At 61.3% G+C, this 14,642-nt stretch carries 16 protein-coding genes; 9 read left to right on the top strand and 7 right to left on the bottom strand.

The annotated features are described in order from the left end of the window. Positions 1-10: 10 nt before the first annotated feature. Positions 11-1,534 (bottom strand): 2,3-bisphosphoglycerate-independent phosphoglycerate mutase, encoded by a 1,524-nt coding sequence (gpmI, locus tag DV706_RS04100; protein ID WP_006066404.1) that lies wholly within the window; start codon positions 1,532-1,534, stop codon positions 11-13. 110 nt (positions 1,535-1,644) lie between these two features. Between gpmI and DV706_RS04095 the strand changes: the two genes are divergently transcribed. After that, the gene (locus DV706_RS04095) at positions 1,645-2,061 is read left to right on the top strand and encodes a thiol-disulfide oxidoreductase DCC family protein (RefSeq protein ID WP_006066405.1); all 417 of its coding nucleotides are present in this window, start codon (positions 1,645-1,647) and stop codon (positions 2,059-2,061) included. Between the two features lie 78 nt (positions 2,062-2,139). On the opposite strand, the gene DV706_RS04090 is transcribed toward DV706_RS04095, so the two are convergent. Then, positions 2,140-2,430: a hypothetical protein gene (locus tag DV706_RS04090; protein ID WP_086010030.1), complete on the bottom strand. Its 291-nt coding sequence runs from the start codon at positions 2,428-2,430 to the stop codon at positions 2,140-2,142. Positions 2,431-2,566: 136 nt separating this feature from the next. Between DV706_RS04090 and DV706_RS04085 the strand changes: the two genes are divergently transcribed. Continuing rightward, positions 2,567-3,847 (top strand): DNA double-strand break repair nuclease NurA, encoded by a 1,281-nt coding sequence (locus tag DV706_RS04085; RefSeq protein WP_006066407.1) that lies wholly within the window; start codon positions 2,567-2,569, stop codon positions 3,845-3,847. Here the strand turns inward: DV706_RS04085 and DV706_RS04080 are convergent. Continuing rightward, positions 3,844-4,179 carry a DUF7113 family protein gene (locus DV706_RS04080; protein WP_006066408.1) on the bottom strand — a complete coding sequence of 112 codons (336 nt, stop codon included), beginning with the start codon at positions 4,177-4,179 and terminating at the stop codon, positions 3,844-3,846. The two genes, DV706_RS04085 and DV706_RS04080, sit on opposite strands and share 4 nt — an antisense overlap. 467 nt (positions 4,180-4,646) lie before the next feature. Here DV706_RS04080 and DV706_RS04075 point away from each other — a divergent pair, with 467 nt between their 5' ends. Further along, the gene (locus DV706_RS04075; protein WP_006066409.1) at positions 4,647-5,279 is read left to right on the top strand and encodes a DUF7344 domain-containing protein; all 633 of its coding nucleotides are present in this window, start codon (positions 4,647-4,649) and stop codon (positions 5,277-5,279) included. 161 nt (positions 5,280-5,440) lie between these two features. Further along, a complete protein-coding gene (locus DV706_RS04070) occupies positions 5,441-7,297 on the top strand; it encodes an ATP-binding protein (RefSeq protein ID WP_006066410.1) in 1,857 nt (618 codons plus the stop codon). Positions 7,298-7,490: 193 nt separating this feature from the next. Here DV706_RS04070 and DV706_RS04065 read toward each other — a convergent pair whose 3' ends face one another. Both DV706_RS04065 and DV706_RS04060 read right to left on the bottom strand, forming a co-directional pair. Further along, positions 7,491-8,282: a DUF4382 domain-containing protein gene (locus DV706_RS04065; protein WP_006066411.1), complete on the bottom strand. Its 792-nt coding sequence runs from the start codon at positions 8,280-8,282 to the stop codon at positions 7,491-7,493. Between the two features lie 197 nt (positions 8,283-8,479). Continuing rightward, a complete protein-coding gene (locus DV706_RS04060) occupies positions 8,480-9,094 on the bottom strand; it encodes an alpha/beta hydrolase (RefSeq protein ID WP_006066412.1) in 615 nt (204 codons plus the stop codon). Positions 9,095-9,214: 120 nt separating this feature from the next. Here DV706_RS04060 and DV706_RS04055 point away from each other — a divergent pair, with 120 nt between their 5' ends. Continuing rightward, positions 9,215-10,030 carry a PspA/IM30 family protein gene (locus DV706_RS04055; RefSeq protein WP_006066413.1) on the top strand — a complete coding sequence of 272 codons (816 nt, stop codon included), beginning with the start codon at positions 9,215-9,217 and terminating at the stop codon, positions 10,028-10,030. Between the two features lie 105 nt (positions 10,031-10,135). Beyond that, positions 10,136-10,480 (top strand): hypothetical protein, encoded by a 345-nt coding sequence (locus tag DV706_RS04050; RefSeq protein WP_006066414.1) that lies wholly within the window; start codon positions 10,136-10,138, stop codon positions 10,478-10,480. Positions 10,481-10,553: 73 nt separating this feature from the next. Here DV706_RS04050 and DV706_RS04045 read toward each other — a convergent pair whose 3' ends face one another. Beyond that, complete coding sequence (locus DV706_RS04045; protein ID WP_006066415.1) at positions 10,554-11,054, bottom strand: FxLYD domain-containing protein; 501 nt, start codon at positions 11,052-11,054, stop codon at positions 10,554-10,556. A gap of 285 nt (positions 11,055-11,339) precedes the next feature. Between DV706_RS04045 and DV706_RS04040 the strand changes: the two genes are divergently transcribed. The 3 genes from DV706_RS04040 to DV706_RS04030 all read left to right on the top strand — a co-directional run bounded on the left by DV706_RS04040 (position 11,340) and on the right by DV706_RS04030 (position 13,474). After that, positions 11,340-11,741, top strand: coding sequence for a carboxymuconolactone decarboxylase family protein (locus DV706_RS04040; protein WP_006066416.1), 402 nt, complete (start codon positions 11,340-11,342; stop codon positions 11,739-11,741). A 2-nt stretch (positions 11,742-11,743) separates the two neighbouring features. Next, positions 11,744-12,514 carry a methyltransferase domain-containing protein gene (locus DV706_RS04035; RefSeq protein WP_006066417.1) on the top strand — a complete coding sequence of 257 codons (771 nt, stop codon included), beginning with the start codon at positions 11,744-11,746 and terminating at the stop codon, positions 12,512-12,514. A 204-nt stretch (positions 12,515-12,718) separates the two neighbouring features. Beyond that, positions 12,719-13,474: an aldo/keto reductase gene (locus DV706_RS04030; RefSeq protein ID WP_006066418.1), complete on the top strand. Its 756-nt coding sequence runs from the start codon at positions 12,719-12,721 to the stop codon at positions 13,472-13,474. A 94-nt stretch (positions 13,475-13,568) separates the two neighbouring features. On the opposite strand, the gene DV706_RS04025 is transcribed toward DV706_RS04030, so the two are convergent. After that, positions 13,569-14,318 (bottom strand): MIP/aquaporin family protein, encoded by a 750-nt coding sequence (locus tag DV706_RS04025; RefSeq protein WP_006066419.1) that lies wholly within the window; start codon positions 14,316-14,318, stop codon positions 13,569-13,571. Between the last annotated feature and the right edge of the window lie 324 nt (positions 14,319-14,642).

Raw genomic sequence — 14,642 nt, 5'->3', positions numbered from 1 at the left:
GTGTTGTCGGTTACTCGAGCAGCGACTCGCCGGTCATCTCGGGGGGCTGGTCGAGGTCGAGACACTCGAGCATCGTTGGCGCGATGTCGGCTAAGGTGCCGCCCGTGCGAACGGTTCGACCACCAGCAGTGCCGCCCGGAGCGAGATAGATAAGCGGCACGTCGTTGTAGGTGTGTGCCGTGTGCGGGTCGTCTACGGTCCCCATGTCGTCGGCGTTGCCGTGGTCGGCAGTGATGAGAACGTGCGATCCCGCAGCCTCGAGCGCGTCGACGAGTCGCCCTAACTGCTCGTCGACGGCTTCGACGGCCTCGATCGCGGCCTCGTAGTCGCCCGTATGGCCGACCATATCGGGGTTGGCGTAGTTGAGCACGAGCACATCGGGATCGTCCGACTCGATTGTGTCTGTTGCGGTGTCGGTCACCTCGGGGGCACTCATCTCGGGTTGCAGGTCGTAGGTCGGTACGTCGGGACTCTCAACGATTTTGCGGATCTCGCCGTCGAACTCGACTTCGCGGCCGCCATTGAGGAAGTAGGTAACATGGGCGTACTTCTCGGATTCGGCGATCCGGAGCTGGGTCTTGCCCGCGTCAGCGAGCACCTCGCCCAGTACCTGTTCGGGTTGGTTCGGCGGATACGCGATCGGGAGGTCGAACGTCTTGTCGTACTGGGTCAGCATGACGACTTCCGTCTCGGGCGGGTTCGTGTCGAACTCGCCTGCCCAGTCGTCCGGCCGGATATCGGCGAGCATCCGTGTGAGCTGACGGGCGCGATCCGACCGGAAGTTGAACCAGACGACCGAGTCGCCGTCCTCGAGCGCCGGCTGCTCCGAAACGAGCGTCGGTTCGACGAACTCGTCGGTCACTCCACGGTCGTAGGAGGCTTCGACGGCCTCGAGCGCCGAGTCGGCGGTCCACTCGGCGTCGCGATCGACGATCGCTTTGTAGGCGCGGTTCGTCCGCTCCCAGTTCTGGTCACGATCCATCGCGTAGTACCGGCCCGTTACCGTCGCCACGTCGCCGGTGCCGTGGTCGGCGATGACGTCCTCGAGTTCGGAGAGATACTCCCGTCCGCCGGTCGGAGAGGTGTCTCGACCGTCAGTAATGGCGTGGGTGACGGCCTCGACGTCACGGTCAGCCGCCAGTTCGATCAGTGCGTGGAGGTGCTCGTGATCCGAGTGGACCCCACCGTCGCTGACGAGCCCGAGGAAATGAACCTGGCCATCATTCTCACGTGCATGGTCGAAGGCCGTGTTGATCGTGTCGTTCTCCCGGAAGGAGCCGTCGGCGATCGAATCCGAAATGCGCGTATACTCCTGATAGACCACGCGTCCGGCCCCGATGTTCAGGTGGCCGACCTCGCTGTTGCCCATCTGGCCTTCCGGCAGGCCAACACGTCGGCCAGCGACCTCGAGCGAGCCGTCCGCACCCGCCGCGGCAAGCGAATCGAACGTCGGCGTCTCGGCCGCGTCAACGGCGTCTCTACTCGTTCCATCGCCGAGTCCCCACCCGTCGAGGATAATCAGCGCAGCATCCATGTGCGACGGGTCGCCAGCCTGTCGTAACTAGCTGTCGTTGTCGTCGTGGGCTGGGAGCCGAACAGGTGACTGATCGGAACGCTGAACTGCGTCGTGTCCGAAGACACGGTATGGTATCGGACGTGCCCGACGATGCCCCGATCGTCCTCTTCGACGGCGTCTGCAACCTCTGTCACGGGTTCGTGCAGTTCATTGTCCCCCGGGACACGGACGAGCAGTTCTACTTCGCATCCTTACAGTCCGACGTTGGACAGGAGCTGTTGGCCGCCCACGGCCTCGAGACAGATGCCCTCGAGTCAGTCGTTCTGATCGACGGCGAAGACGCCTACGTCAAATCGGACGCCGTCCTCCGAATCGCGAGACTGCTCGGTGGCGTCTACGCCCTGGCCGGGCCGTTTCGCTTCCTGCCCCGCCGCCTTCGAGACTGGGCGTACGATGTCGTCGCCGACCATCGTTACCGACTGTTCGGCCAGAAAGAGCAGTGTATGATGCCGACCGGGAACGTCCAGGATCGCATTCTCGAGTAGCGACCGATTCGGACACGTCGCGTTCGATCCGACCGTTCAGAAATCGTGCATTTTCTGGTGGGTGTGCAATCGCTCGAGCTACCGCAGCGAATCGCTGTGTTCGGTCGCTGAATCGTCGCGGTGGTTAAACGTCGTGCCACAGTCGCCACAGACAGTGCTGTGGCCGGGAGTCGTTCGCTGTGCGAAGACCGCCCCACACTCGTCACAGATCATGTAGAGCCGGTGTTCGGGCGGAGTTCCGGCTTCGAACGTCATTCGGACCCAGGCGTCGGCGTTCGCTTCGTCGTAGAGTGTGACACTGGAGCCGTTCTGTCGCCAGTTGATCGCATCGTCGTCGGATTCGGCCGCTTCCAGACCTCGCTTGGACATCAGGACAGGTGACTCCATGCGATCCGATCAAATAATTTTTCTGATAGTAATTTACCCGTACTCGAGTGAATGGCATCGGCTACTGCGGAGTGTCCGCACCGCTGACTTTTTGCGGGTGGGGTGGGAGCCACAGCATATGACGCTCGATCCGGTTCATTTCGACGGGATCGCACGGCTCGCGAGACGGATCGACCACGGGGCCGACGAACGCGACCGCCGTGCCTTCGCGGAGACGGTCTGGGACTCGTTTCTGGACCCGCTTATCGACGACAGCGGCCGGACGATCCTCGAGCCGGTCGATGACCAGCGCCGACGGTTCGTCGACTGCGAGGACGTTGCCCTTCACGACCGCCCCTTCGAGACCGAACACGGCCTCGACGCGGGAACGATCAACCCAACGACGTTCAAAAACGGGCTCGTCATCGACATCGCACAGGCGGCGATGAGCGCGACGCCGAGCGATCTCGACCTCCATCGCTCGCGAACCACCGTGATGACCGTCCACTCGAACGACGAGACGATGACCGTCGACGAGACGTGGGGGACGTTCGACGAGGGCTACAGTCAGAGTCGGGCCGTGAAGATCCCACCGCTGCCACGCTTTGCAGAGGGTGTCGTCCACGCACTGGCGCTCTATCTCGCCGAGAGCAAACACGCCTGTGACCACGCCGACGACGTCGAGGACCTGCTCGTGCTCGACGGTCCGCTGTACCCGCGCGGACTGCTCCGCTGGGCCGACCAGCATCCCGATCTGTCGGATTTCCTGCTTGAGGACCCGCGGCCGACGACGGTCCTCGAGAACTACGTCCGGCTGATCGAACGGTTCGTCGACCGAGGGATTCCCCTCGTTGGCTTCGTCAAGAATCCGGCGACTCGCGTCATCACGCGGACGTTGAAGAACAAACGCGATGTCGACATCGCCAGTCCCTGGAGCGACGACTCGGCGCTGTTTACTCGGTTGCTCGAGCGCGGCGAGTACGTGCCCGATATCGACGGCGACCGCTGGGAGCGAGAGACGTCGGCGCTAACATACACCAACTGGTTTCGCTCGCGTGGCGGCGTCGACCGCCCGCTGTCGGTCGACGGCGATGCCCTCGGCGTCGAACGCGAACACTCACTCGAGGAGTACGAGGTCACCTTCTTCATCGTCTACGATCCCCGTGACGATCTCATCTACCGGATCGAGGCGCCGTATGCGTTCACTCGTGACCCGGAGACACGCGAGCAGCTGACCATGCAGGTGTTACAGGACGTCGCGATAGCCCACGGCCCGCCGACGATCGTCGAAAAGGCGGACGAACTCGCGCGAATCAGTCGCTCGGAGAAACGATCGCTTCGAGAAACGCTCGAGACGCAGTTCGATACGTCACAGGATCGTACTTACGACGACCACCGCTGGAGCGAGGAGCCGTACTAAGGCGCTTCTTTCTTGTCGACTTCGAAGGTGACGTCGTCGGGATCGACACCGATTCGGGCGAACTGTGTCCGGACGTGTTCTTTGGCTCCCTCGAGCCCTTGCTCTCGGGTGTCGAACCCGCGTGGCATCGGCGATTCGAACGCGAGATTGACCTCGCGGCCGTCGACGAGCTGGATCGAGCCGCCGCTGTCGACCTCGTAGAACTCATCACAGACCCACACGTACGCGGCGTCTTCATCGGGCGCACCACGGAACGAGGGCGCTCGCTCGCCCCGTTCGTACAGCGTGCCAGTCAGTTCGGTTCCGCCGGCACGACCGCGTACCAGTATCATACGCTTGTCTAGGATTCCTGGCTGCAAAAAGACAGTGCTCGTTGTCCACTCGCTGATACGGCCTGCTGTACCGGTTTACCGTGCAATCGCGACCGTCTGCGGTTGCACCGGAACTGACATACAGTAGACCGTATGAGTCGCTCGAGACAGATTCTGCCGAGCGATTCGACCTGGAAAGGCACGAAACGAAGCGCTATCGACCACCGCTGCGGACGGACGCAGGCGGTCTGTTGCATCGATTGGCCGGTGCTCCCGCAGAACGGTCGTAGGCACACCGGCGCTGATGGACAGGATCCGTGTCGGGTGGTAAGACAACCGGACACCCACTTGCGAGCCCACGGCCGCGTTCGACCGCCGATTTCGATTGCCTGTACGCGAGCTCTCGAACGCACTCGGCTCCGAGCCGATTCCCGACCCAAATCGTTTTGGAAATGGGCTTATCACTGCTGCACCGCTCCGTATGAGCAATGAGTTCGGACGTTCACTCCAGCGGTGACAACGAGCAGGATACGCTCGAGAATATTCCGGCGGAGTGGTACGACGCCTTCAGTCATTCACGGCGGGTTCGACTCCTTGCGATTCTCGGCGCCAGTCGAACACAGCTGTCGGTGACAGAACTGACGACAGCAATCGTCGAGAACGAGCCGTTTGACGGCTCGGCCGAGCAGGCACGACGTGATGTCCGGACTAGCCTCCACCACAATCATCTGCCGCGACTGGCCGACGACGGCATCATCACGTGGGATGCCGAAGCTGGTGTGGAACTCGACGCCGAATTGCCAGTCGATCGCACGACGCTTACCTCACTTTTGGAGTTATGCGAGCGTGAAAACTGTGCCCGGCTGCTCGAGGCGCTTGTCCATCCGACCCGGCTCCGTGTCTGCTCGATGGTCACCGATCGCGACCACCCGCTGTCGGTCGAGACACTCGCATCGCGACTTGTTTCCCACGACGCTACGTCGCTGTCCGATTCCGAACGCGCGACACTCTCGTTGTATCACACGCATCTCCCCCTGCTCGCAGACACCGGCCTGCTCGAGTTCGATCCCGAGGCTGGAGTGGTCACGGGTCACGCTCCAGTACCAGCGCTCGTCCAGTAACCGAAAGCCACTGCCGCTGAGACGGGAGCCGTATCCTTGGCGCTCATTGGCCTGCAACGAAGACCTTTTGCCCGCACATCGCGTCCGACAACGACGAGTCACGGCTGACTCGAGGCGAGCGGAGGGAAACGCGTTTGTGGACCCGCCCGGATGGAACTGATATGACCGATCTGGGTGATTTTGGTGATTTTGACGCCGGTTCGGACGGCGATTCCGACGCGACAGACGCCGTCGCTGCCGATGTGGGCGACACGGCATCGGCTGCGTCGAGTGCCAGCGACTCGACAGGGACGAACGGGGAATCGAACACGGCATTCGAATCTACACCTGTTGAACCTCGCGGCGAGGACGTCGGGATCGGCACGCTCTGTGTCTCCCAGGGACTGCGTATCGCCGAGGACGAAGACGACACCTCCCTGCGCGCGTACGTCACGCAGGACAACCGCTCGTCGATCCGTATCGGGAGCTATCTGCTCGCACCCTATCCCGACGGCGAGACGCTGTTCTGTCGGATCACCGGTCTCGAGTACGCCCAGCAGTACCACGCCGACGACGCGACGGAGATCCACGCCCGCCGTGCCATGCGAACCGACGAGGTCGACGAAGCCGACTACAAGTTCGTCGCGACCCTCGAGCCCGTGGCTGTCCTCTATGACGATGATGGCGAACTGAAGCGACGGATGACTGACCGCGTCCCGAAACCCCAGACGGTGATCCGGACGGCCGACGACATCGAGGCGATCAAAACCGGGCTGAAGATGCCCGAAGACGGTGTCTTCCTCGGCCACCTCTCCGTCGGCGGAGAGAAGGTTCGGACGGCGGCGTCGCCGCCGACGATCGATTACCGGCTGAAAGATGACTACGCGTCCGGCGATCCGCTCGTCTTCCGCCATACGCTGATCGCGGGGGGCACCGGCTCCGGGAAAACCCACGGCGCAAAAAACATCCTTCGGCAGTATCTCGCCGCGGAGCGGACGTATCCGATGGCCGATGGCCGTGAAGTCGGCACCGCGGTCGTCCAGTTCGACCCACAGGACGAGTACGCCCAGATGCACGACGACAACCCCGACCTCGATTCGGAGTTCGCCCGGCGACTCGAGCGTGAAGGAATTGCCTACGGTGGCCACGAGGATACGACGGCGTTTATTCCGAAAGTCGGCTCGGCCACCTATTCGGCGGGCCATCACCGCGCGAAACAGGTCGAGTTCACGATTCCGTTCTCGATGGTCTATGAGAACCCGTGGCTGGTCGCGGGCAGCGGGCTGAACGACAACCAGTACGGCGCGCTCGTCAGCGTCCTGTTGCCGCGATTCCGCAAGCAGTACGGCAACGGCGGGACGTACGAGGAGTTTACTACCTTCCTCGACGACCCCGCGTTGCGCGAGGAACTCGACGAGTCGGGCCGGGTTCACGAGGCGACGTTCGACGCCGTCCGCCGGCGGGTGCTTGGCTTCGGCCACGTCTTCGACCAGGACGCTCGACCGATCACCGAACTGGTCCACGACTTCGTTCGCCCCGGTGGGCTGACGGTCGTCCCGACCTACCACATCAACGATACGCGGGCGACGGAGGCAATCGTCCTCGCGGTCTCCTCGCTGCTGATCGACCAGAAACTCTCGAACGACCCGATCTACGACCGAATCAAGGAGACGCCACTCGTGTTGGGGATGGACGAGGCTCACAACTTCCTGACCGACGCCGACAGCGTGCAAGCGGGCAAGGTCATCCGGAAGTTCACCGAAGCGGCCAAACAGGGCCGAAAGGAGCGGCTAGGACTGTTCCTCATCACGCAGGACCCACAGGACATCCACGACGCCGTTTTCAAGCAGATCAACACCACTATCGTCCTCAATCTCGGCGACGAGGATGCCATCAAGAGCGTCAACATCCCCAGCAACTTAGAGTCGAAAGTCCCCTACATGGAGAAAGGTCAGATGGTCGTCTACTCGCCCGACAACTCCGAACCCGTCGAGCTGATCGGCCTGCCGAAGTGTCTCACACGTCACGGGCGGGACTGAGACTGTCGTCCGAAACTCGAGCCCGAAACTCGTCCGTTCCGGATTCGAGTGAAGCCCCTCGAGCCCGAAACTCGTCCGTTCCGGATTCGAGTGAAGCCCCTCGAGCCCGAAACTCGTCCGTTCCGGATTCGAGTGAAGCCCCTCGAGCCGTCAGCCAATCGTGTGTCCGCTCAGATCGAGGCGCTGGCTCTCGTTAGTTCCCGTTTCCAGCCGCGATATCCTGATTGCCGCCTGCAGCTTCGTCGTCGTCTTCGCTGTCTCCATCCTCGTCGTTTTCGTTGCCAGTGTACTCCTCGTCGCCGTAGAGAACCTGTGTCCCGGTTGCAACCGGACGGATGATGTACTTTCCTTGTCCCGTCTGGAACGGTGCGAAGTCGGCGATGAATCGCGTGGTTTCCTCGGCACGAATTTCGAACGACTGCTTGAACTGGAGCGGTGCGTTACCCGGTGTCTCGACGTCCGGCTCATCATCACCCTCTTTGAGAGTTCCCACCGTGTCACTCACGTCTAACTGGAGGAACTGATAGTCGCCGACCTCGACCTCAGTCTCATCGATGAGCTGTGTGTTGTCTCCTTGCAACTCGACGAGATCTGCCGTTTGGGGTTCATCGAACTCGATGTAGTAGCGGCCCGAACCGAGGTCGACATCCTCGTCGTCTTCGGTTTCGTTGTCCTCAGTGTCTTGCTCTTCCGTCTCGTCTTCGGTTTCGTTGCCCTCGGTGTCTTGCTCTTCCGTGTCGCCGTCTTCAGCGTCTTCGTCCGCTGTCTCTGCTGGCTTGATCCAGACTCCTTGAATCGTCACGTCGAGCGACTCGAAATGGTCGATGTCGTTTGGCTGGTCAGTGATGCTCGTCGAAAGCGTACCGTACTGCGTTTCATCGTCATCCTCACTGCCTTCCTCACTGTCGTCACTACCTGTACAGCCTGCAATCGTACTGGTCGCAACAACTGCACCAACACTTCCAAGATATGTCCGTCTGTCCATACAGTCACAAGACATGAACATAATAAATGCTTTTGGTCTTGGTTTAATTAGATTCTGTGCAATTAGACTTATACATGTGATCTCAGGTATAATAACGCCTTAGAAATAGGAAATGAAGAATCTGATTTTTAGACACCCCGAATCAGTCATCACGGAGAAATATCAATAAGTTGATTGCTCAACGGAACAGAGTGCAGCTACATCGATTCGAGCAACACGTCCTCGAGAAACCCGCCGACGCAGTCGGCAATCTTCCCGTGTTGACCGATAAAGAAGTGATCGCCCGACAGTGCTGTGACCGTATCGCCGCGCTCGCGGGCGCGCTCGACGAGTGGGTCCCAGTCGACAGTCGAGTCTCGCTCGCCGTACAGTATCTGGGTCGGAGACGCGATGGCCTCGAGCGCTACGAGCGCGTCAAGGTCGTCAGCAAGCTGGGCCGTCGGCGCGAGCGCGGAGACGGCGGCGATCTCGCGGTCGACGTCAGCCGCGGCGAGCAACGCCTGGCTCGCACCGAAGCTGTAGCCGAAGACGCCGATTGGGAGGCCGTCGTACTGCTCGTCGGCCCAGCGGATGGCGTTGCAGACGTCTTCGCGCTCGCCGTAGCCGTCGTCCCATGACCCGTAGTCGATCCGGAGACAGGCGATTCCAACGTCCCGGAGCGCCTCACTCACTGCGACGAGGCGCGGGTCTGATCGACTCCCGCCGTGTTGTGGATGGGGTGGACAGGCGACGACGATCGCATCTGGGTCGTCGGCTGGCTCCTCGAGCGTTCCACGAACGTCGCGACCGCCGGGGATGAGGACGTCGCTCATAGCGCATCTCTTGTGGTGCCCGCTAATCAAACCGGCGAGAAACACCGGCTAACGGGTCGCTTTCATCGAGGACTGTCGCTGATGTGATGTTTTTAAGGGTGACGAGCGATACGTAGGTATATGGGCATCCTCTCTCGGACCTCCTACGTCATCCGGTCGAAAATCAACTCGGTGCTCAACCGGGCCGAGGATCCGACGCAGACGCTCGATTACTCCTACGAGCAGATGCGCGACCAGCTCCAGCAGGTCAAACGCGGTATCGCCGACCTCACCACACAGAAAAAACGCCTCGAGATGCAGAAACGCCGCCTCGAGGAGAACGTCGACAAACACAACGAACAGGCCCGCACTGCCGTCCAGCAGGGCCGTGAGGATCTGGCACGCCGCGCACTCGAGAAAAAGAAGACGAAGATGAACCAGATCGAAGACTTGGAGCGGCAGGTCTCACAACTCCAGAGCCAGCAGGACAGTCTAATCGAGCAGAAAGACGAACTGCAGACCCGTATCGAGGAGTTCCGGACCAAAAAGGAGACGATGAAAGCCCGCCACGAAGCAGCCAAGGCGAGTTCAACCGTCTCGGAAGCGATGACGGCCACTGGCGAGGAGTTCGAGGACGTCGGGCGTGCCATCGAACGGGCCGAAGAACAGACCGAGGATATGGAGGCACGCGCCGCCGCCCTCGACGAACTCCACGAAACCGGGGCGTTCGACGATGTGCTGTCGGACAAGGATAGTATCGACCGCGAACTCGAGGAACTCTCGACCGATAGCGGCGTCGAGGCCGAACTCGAGACGCTCAAATCCGAGATGGGAGCGGACGAACCACGAGAGCAGACTGAGAGTGATGCAGAAGAACTCGAGGACCTCGAAGCCGATGTCGAAGACAGCGACGTCGAAGCAGAACTAGCGGAGTTACAGGACGAAGAAAACACCTGATCGGGAACGCAGTCGGCGCCGAGCCCGACCGCTCCAACTATTTTCCACATCTTTATCTCTGTATAGAAAAGCAACGACTACCATGGTTGACGTGTAAGTACAGCCATGGCCACTGAATCACAGTTTGATAACATCTCGCTGACAGAGCAGGTTATTCTGCTAGCCGTCGCTGCACAACACCGCGATGGGGAGACGCCCGTCCAGACACACGACCTTCGCGAGGTCTGTCAAACCCAACTGGAGGGCGTCGACACTGAGGTCGTTGGAACGATCACTGAAGCCGACATCATGCGTTCGCTCTACCGCCTCGAGGACGAAGGGTTCGTCGAGGAAGAGACCGATCAGACGTCACCGACTGGAAAAGGGCGACCGGCCTACACGCTCTCTTTCGCACCCGATGACGTGTACGAGGGTGTCAACGACAACCTTCTCGAAGACGGCAACCGCTGACCACGGGGTTCCCGTAGCGGCTGGCCGACCGCAGATAACGGTCACTCGCGCGCCAGTGGGCGGCAGTCACGACTTACGCTGGTGTTCCGAGGACAGTAATATCGTAGCTGGCGATGTCCGACGGTGATTCGAGGATAACGACCTGAAACGACCAGCTTGCACCACCGATTAGGTCTCCGGTGCTGTCCAGATACCAGTCGAGTTGTGCTCCGTTGTCGTCGTAGACACGAACACGAATTTCGACGACTTCGACCCGGTTGTCGCCGGTGTTCTCGACGGTTCCCTGGACAGTCGAGCCGCGATAATCGTCCTCGAGAACGAACTCGTGGTCGGCAATCGTCACTCCTTCGAGGGGAGTGACGCCGTTCTGTGTCTCCTGCTGGGCGAGCGATTCCGCTGCAGTCAGCTCAGCTGCGGACCGTTCCTCTGCATCGATATCGCCGACTGAACCCGTTTCGTAGTCGGGCTCGCTGCCCACGCCGTTGTCGCTGCAGCCAGCCAGCACAGCGACGGCCCCGGCGCCGGCTGCAGCGAGAACGCGTCGACGGCTCGGCCTCGGTCGTGTCACTGCCACTGCCCTCGCAGTCGTCGAAACGGTGCTGAAAGCTGGGTTCCGTGGCGAGTCATACTCACACTGATACCGCGGATGCATTTCAGTGTCGGCCCTGAACCATCACTGTTCACTCGCGCTGCAGCGATCGGTGTGTCCTCGAGACTACTACTGCCGGACATGACGACACGGCACCGTCTGCACGCTGAGCAGTAGCTGCACAGTGCGCAGTGGCTGCCAACCCGGCACGAGGTGCCTACAGGTGTCATCGTATCGTAGCGACAGTTGCCACGGGGGCGAACCGAACCCATGACAGACACGTACGAAACGACGATCACCGACATCGAATCGACACTCGGCATCGTGCCGGGCTTTCTGGAGGCGTTGCCGGACGACGACCTCGTCGCTGAGTGGCCCACGTTCAAGAAGTATCTGGTCGCCGAGACAGAGATTCCGGCGAAGTACCGCGAGCTCATCGGGCTCGCAGTCGCGGCCAACATCAGGTGCCCATACTGCCAGCACTTCCACCGCGGGGCCGCACAGCTACAGGGTGCAACGGACGCGGAACTCGCCGAACTCTCGTTCCTGGCGAGTTACACCGCCCGCTACAGTGCCATGTTACACGCCCAGGAGTACGACCTCGAGACGTTCAAGACCGAAGCCGAACAGATCGCCGAGCAGTTCCAGGGTCAACTCGCGAGCGATGACTGACCATGGCTGAATCACTCGACATCGACCGACTCGAGCGCGAGGTCAAATCGGTCTACCGAGACGTCGCCGACGCTCCCGACGAGGAGTTCCATTTCGAGATGGGGCGGGCGCTGGCCGAGCGACTCGGCTACTCGCCGGCCGACCTCGATCGGATTCCCGACGAAGCGGTCGACTCCTTTGCGGGCGTGGGCTACCACTTCGACCTCGCTGCCCTCGAAGCCGGCGACGACGTGCTCGACCTCGGGAGCGGGTCCGGAATGGACGCGTTCGTCGCGGCGCTTCACGTCGGCGACGACGGCAGCGTGACCGGCCTCGACATGACCGACGAGCAACTCGCAAACGCCAGACAGCTCCGCGACGAGGCAGGAATGGAGACCGTCTCCTTCGAACAGGGCTACATCGAAGAGCTCCCGTTCGAAGACGAGATGTTCGACGTCGTGATCACGAACGGCGTTGTCAACCTCTCAGCAGCGAAAGACCGCGTCTTCGAGGAGATCAATCGCGTGCTCAGGCCGAACGGGCGAGTGGCGCTCTCGGATATCACCAGCGAACGCCGACTGCCCGAGCGAATCAAAAGTGATGCGGACCTCTGGGCGGCCTGTATCGGCGGCGCCGAACAGGTCGACGACTACACGACGATGGTCGAAACGGCCGGGTTCGAACTCACGACGGTTCGCGAGAACGACGAGTACGAGTTCATCTCCGAGCAAGCACAGGGCGCGTGCCAGACGTACGGCGTCCGGAGCATCTCACTCGGCGCCCGCAAACGCTGACAACGCCCTGTGGTCGGTCCAGTCGAAGCTGGGTCGAGTCCCGGCCTCTCGGAGCCGCATTTGGATACGCCACAGCTGCCCGAAGCCAGATCTCGAGGCGATGCATGCGATTTTGCGCGACGTCGAACGGGCGTCGCCGTGGTCCAGAGTCAGATGAATCGCCGACTGCAACAGATACAGGATCACCGACCGCGAGGATCGGGTATGGAACTCCCGGAGCGAGGGCTGGGAACGATGGGTATCGACGATCCCGACCCGATTGAGACGGCGATCGAGCTTGGGTATCGCCACCTCGACACCGCACAGATCTACGACAACGAGGCCGTCGTCGGCGAGGGAATCGCTCGTGCGGCCGTCGACCGGGACGACCTCGTGGTGGCGACGAAACTTTGGATCGACCAACTCGATCGGGTAGCAGAGAGCACCGCCGAAAGCCTCGAGCGACTCGGCCTCGAGTGCGTGGACCTGTTGTACGTCCACAGGCCGAAGGGCGCGTACGATCCCGACCAGACCCTGCCAGCGCTGGCCGACCTTCAGGACGCGGGCGTGATCGACGCTATCGCGGTGAGTAATTTCGAACTGGCCGACCTCGAGCGATTTATCGACGTTCTCGGCGAGCCACCCGCGGCCAACCAGGTCGAGTACCACCCGCTGTTCCAGCCTACGGATCGACTTGCACACGCCCGCAAGCATGACTACCCACTCGTGGCGTACTCGCCGCTGTCGGGCGGGCGCGTCGGGACGATTGAACCGGTCGTCGACGTCGCCAAGCGCCACGCCATCACACCCGAACAGGCCAGTCTGGCGTGGCTCACCGCGAAGGGTATCCACCCCATTCCGAAAGCCTCGAGTCACGGTCACCTCGCGGCGAACCTCGAAGCGATCGAGGTGACACTCGAGGCTGCCGATCTCGAGGCGATCGATGGCCTCGAGCGAGAACGTGAGCTGTTCCCCGAGTAACCGACGGCGTCCTCTCAGGTGTTCTGTTAGCGCTCATCCGTCGGTGTACCGACTCTCTCGACGACTCGCGGGCATGTACCCGTTCGAGGCGTGGCTAGGTCTCCGTCGCCACCTCGTCGAGCAGGCTGTCGTCGCCGGGTTCGGGTTTCAGCCGGTCGATCGGCGTGGGTCTCGGCCAGAGATACCGCCACAGGAGGCCGGCTGCAATGCCGCCGAGCGTGGAGGCGAACATGAACATGACAGCATCGAACGGTTGGATACCTGCGATCCCGGATGTGAAGATCCGCGCAAAGGCGACCTGTGGGTTAAGAAACGCCGTCGACGACGTCGCGATGATCCCCATACCGACGGTAAAGCCCACTGCGAGGCCGATCCAGTCGCTCTCCTGTCTGAGCAGCGAAATAACGGCCGACACGAGCACGATGGTGCCGACGAACTCGGCAAGCCAGGTGGATGCGGGCCGTTCGACGGCGGAGATCGCAAACACCTCCCAGCCGATCGTGCTCACGAAGGTGAGTCCTGCCAGTCCAACGCCGATCACGCCGCCGAGGAACTGGGCCGGAATGTACTGTCGTGCGGTCTTGCCGTCCACATCGCCAGTCACGACAAGGGCGATCGTAACCGCCGGGTTCACGTGGGCGCCGCTGATCGGTGCGAGTATCTGGACGATGACGAACAGCCAGCCAGCCGTCGCCAGTCCGATGAATAACACGCCGATACTCGGTGTCGCTTGCAGCATTCCATCTGCGAGTAGTCCCGACGACACGAGGACGAAGACGAGCGTCGCAGAGCCGAAGGCCTCCGCGATGAGTTTCTGTCTAGTTGTGAATTGTTCGGTAGACATTAGCTACCAGTGAGAACGGGAAATAACATAAACAAACACCCAAACCGCCCGATAGCGGTACTATCCGTCTTTTCGGAACTGCTGAGTAAATGAACTGTATTTGATGTTTTTATCTATCAGTCTGTAGACTGAACCGATGCGGACTCCCGTGTGTCAGTAGCGCTGAGACGCTCGCCATCGAAGGCTGTCTGACTGACTGTCGACCGTTGTCGACGTCTGAGAACGGTCATCCCAACTGAAACGGGTTACACACCGATGCAGAGCCGTCGTGCGATGGGTGTGCAGCGACTCTCAGCGGCTACGCTACTCATCGTGAGTCGACCT

The organism is Natronorubrum bangense (assembly GCF_004799645.1).
Taxonomy (GTDB): Archaea; Halobacteriota; Halobacteria; order Halobacteriales; family Natrialbaceae; genus Natronorubrum; species Natronorubrum bangense.
This window is presented reverse-complemented; position numbering and strand designations above follow the sequence as displayed.

Coding starts and splice junctions, on each gene's coding strand:
- gpmI (WP_006066404.1), bottom strand. CDS start 1,534: ATGGATGCTGCGCTGATTATCCTCGACGGGTGGGGACTCGGCGATGGA.
- DV706_RS04095 (WP_006066405.1), top strand. CDS start 1,645: ATGGTATCGGACGTGCCCGACGATGCCCCGATCGTCCTCTTCGACGGC.
- DV706_RS04090 (WP_086010030.1), bottom strand. CDS start 2,430: ATGTCCAAGCGAGGTCTGGAAGCGGCCGAATCCGACGACGATGCGATC.
- DV706_RS04085 (WP_006066407.1), top strand. CDS start 2,567: ATGACGCTCGATCCGGTTCATTTCGACGGGATCGCACGGCTCGCGAGA.
- DV706_RS04080 (WP_006066408.1), bottom strand. CDS start 4,179: ATGATACTGGTACGCGGTCGTGCCGGCGGAACCGAACTGACTGGCACG.
- DV706_RS04075 (WP_006066409.1), top strand. CDS start 4,647: ATGAGTTCGGACGTTCACTCCAGCGGTGACAACGAGCAGGATACGCTC.
- DV706_RS04070 (WP_006066410.1), top strand. CDS start 5,441: ATGACCGATCTGGGTGATTTTGGTGATTTTGACGCCGGTTCGGACGGC.
- DV706_RS04065 (WP_006066411.1), bottom strand. CDS start 8,282: ATGGACAGACGGACATATCTTGGAAGTGTTGGTGCAGTTGTTGCGACC.
- DV706_RS04060 (WP_006066412.1), bottom strand. CDS start 9,094: ATGAGCGACGTCCTCATCCCCGGCGGTCGCGACGTTCGTGGAACGCTC.
- DV706_RS04055 (WP_006066413.1), top strand. CDS start 9,215: ATGGGCATCCTCTCTCGGACCTCCTACGTCATCCGGTCGAAAATCAAC.
- DV706_RS04050 (WP_006066414.1), top strand. CDS start 10,136: ATGGCCACTGAATCACAGTTTGATAACATCTCGCTGACAGAGCAGGTT.
- DV706_RS04040 (WP_006066416.1), top strand. CDS start 11,340: ATGACAGACACGTACGAAACGACGATCACCGACATCGAATCGACACTC.
- DV706_RS04035 (WP_006066417.1), top strand. CDS start 11,744: ATGGCTGAATCACTCGACATCGACCGACTCGAGCGCGAGGTCAAATCG.
- DV706_RS04030 (WP_006066418.1), top strand. CDS start 12,719: ATGGAACTCCCGGAGCGAGGGCTGGGAACGATGGGTATCGACGATCCC.
- DV706_RS04025 (WP_006066419.1), bottom strand. CDS start 14,318: ATGTCTACCGAACAATTCACAACTAGACAGAAACTCATCGCGGAGGCC.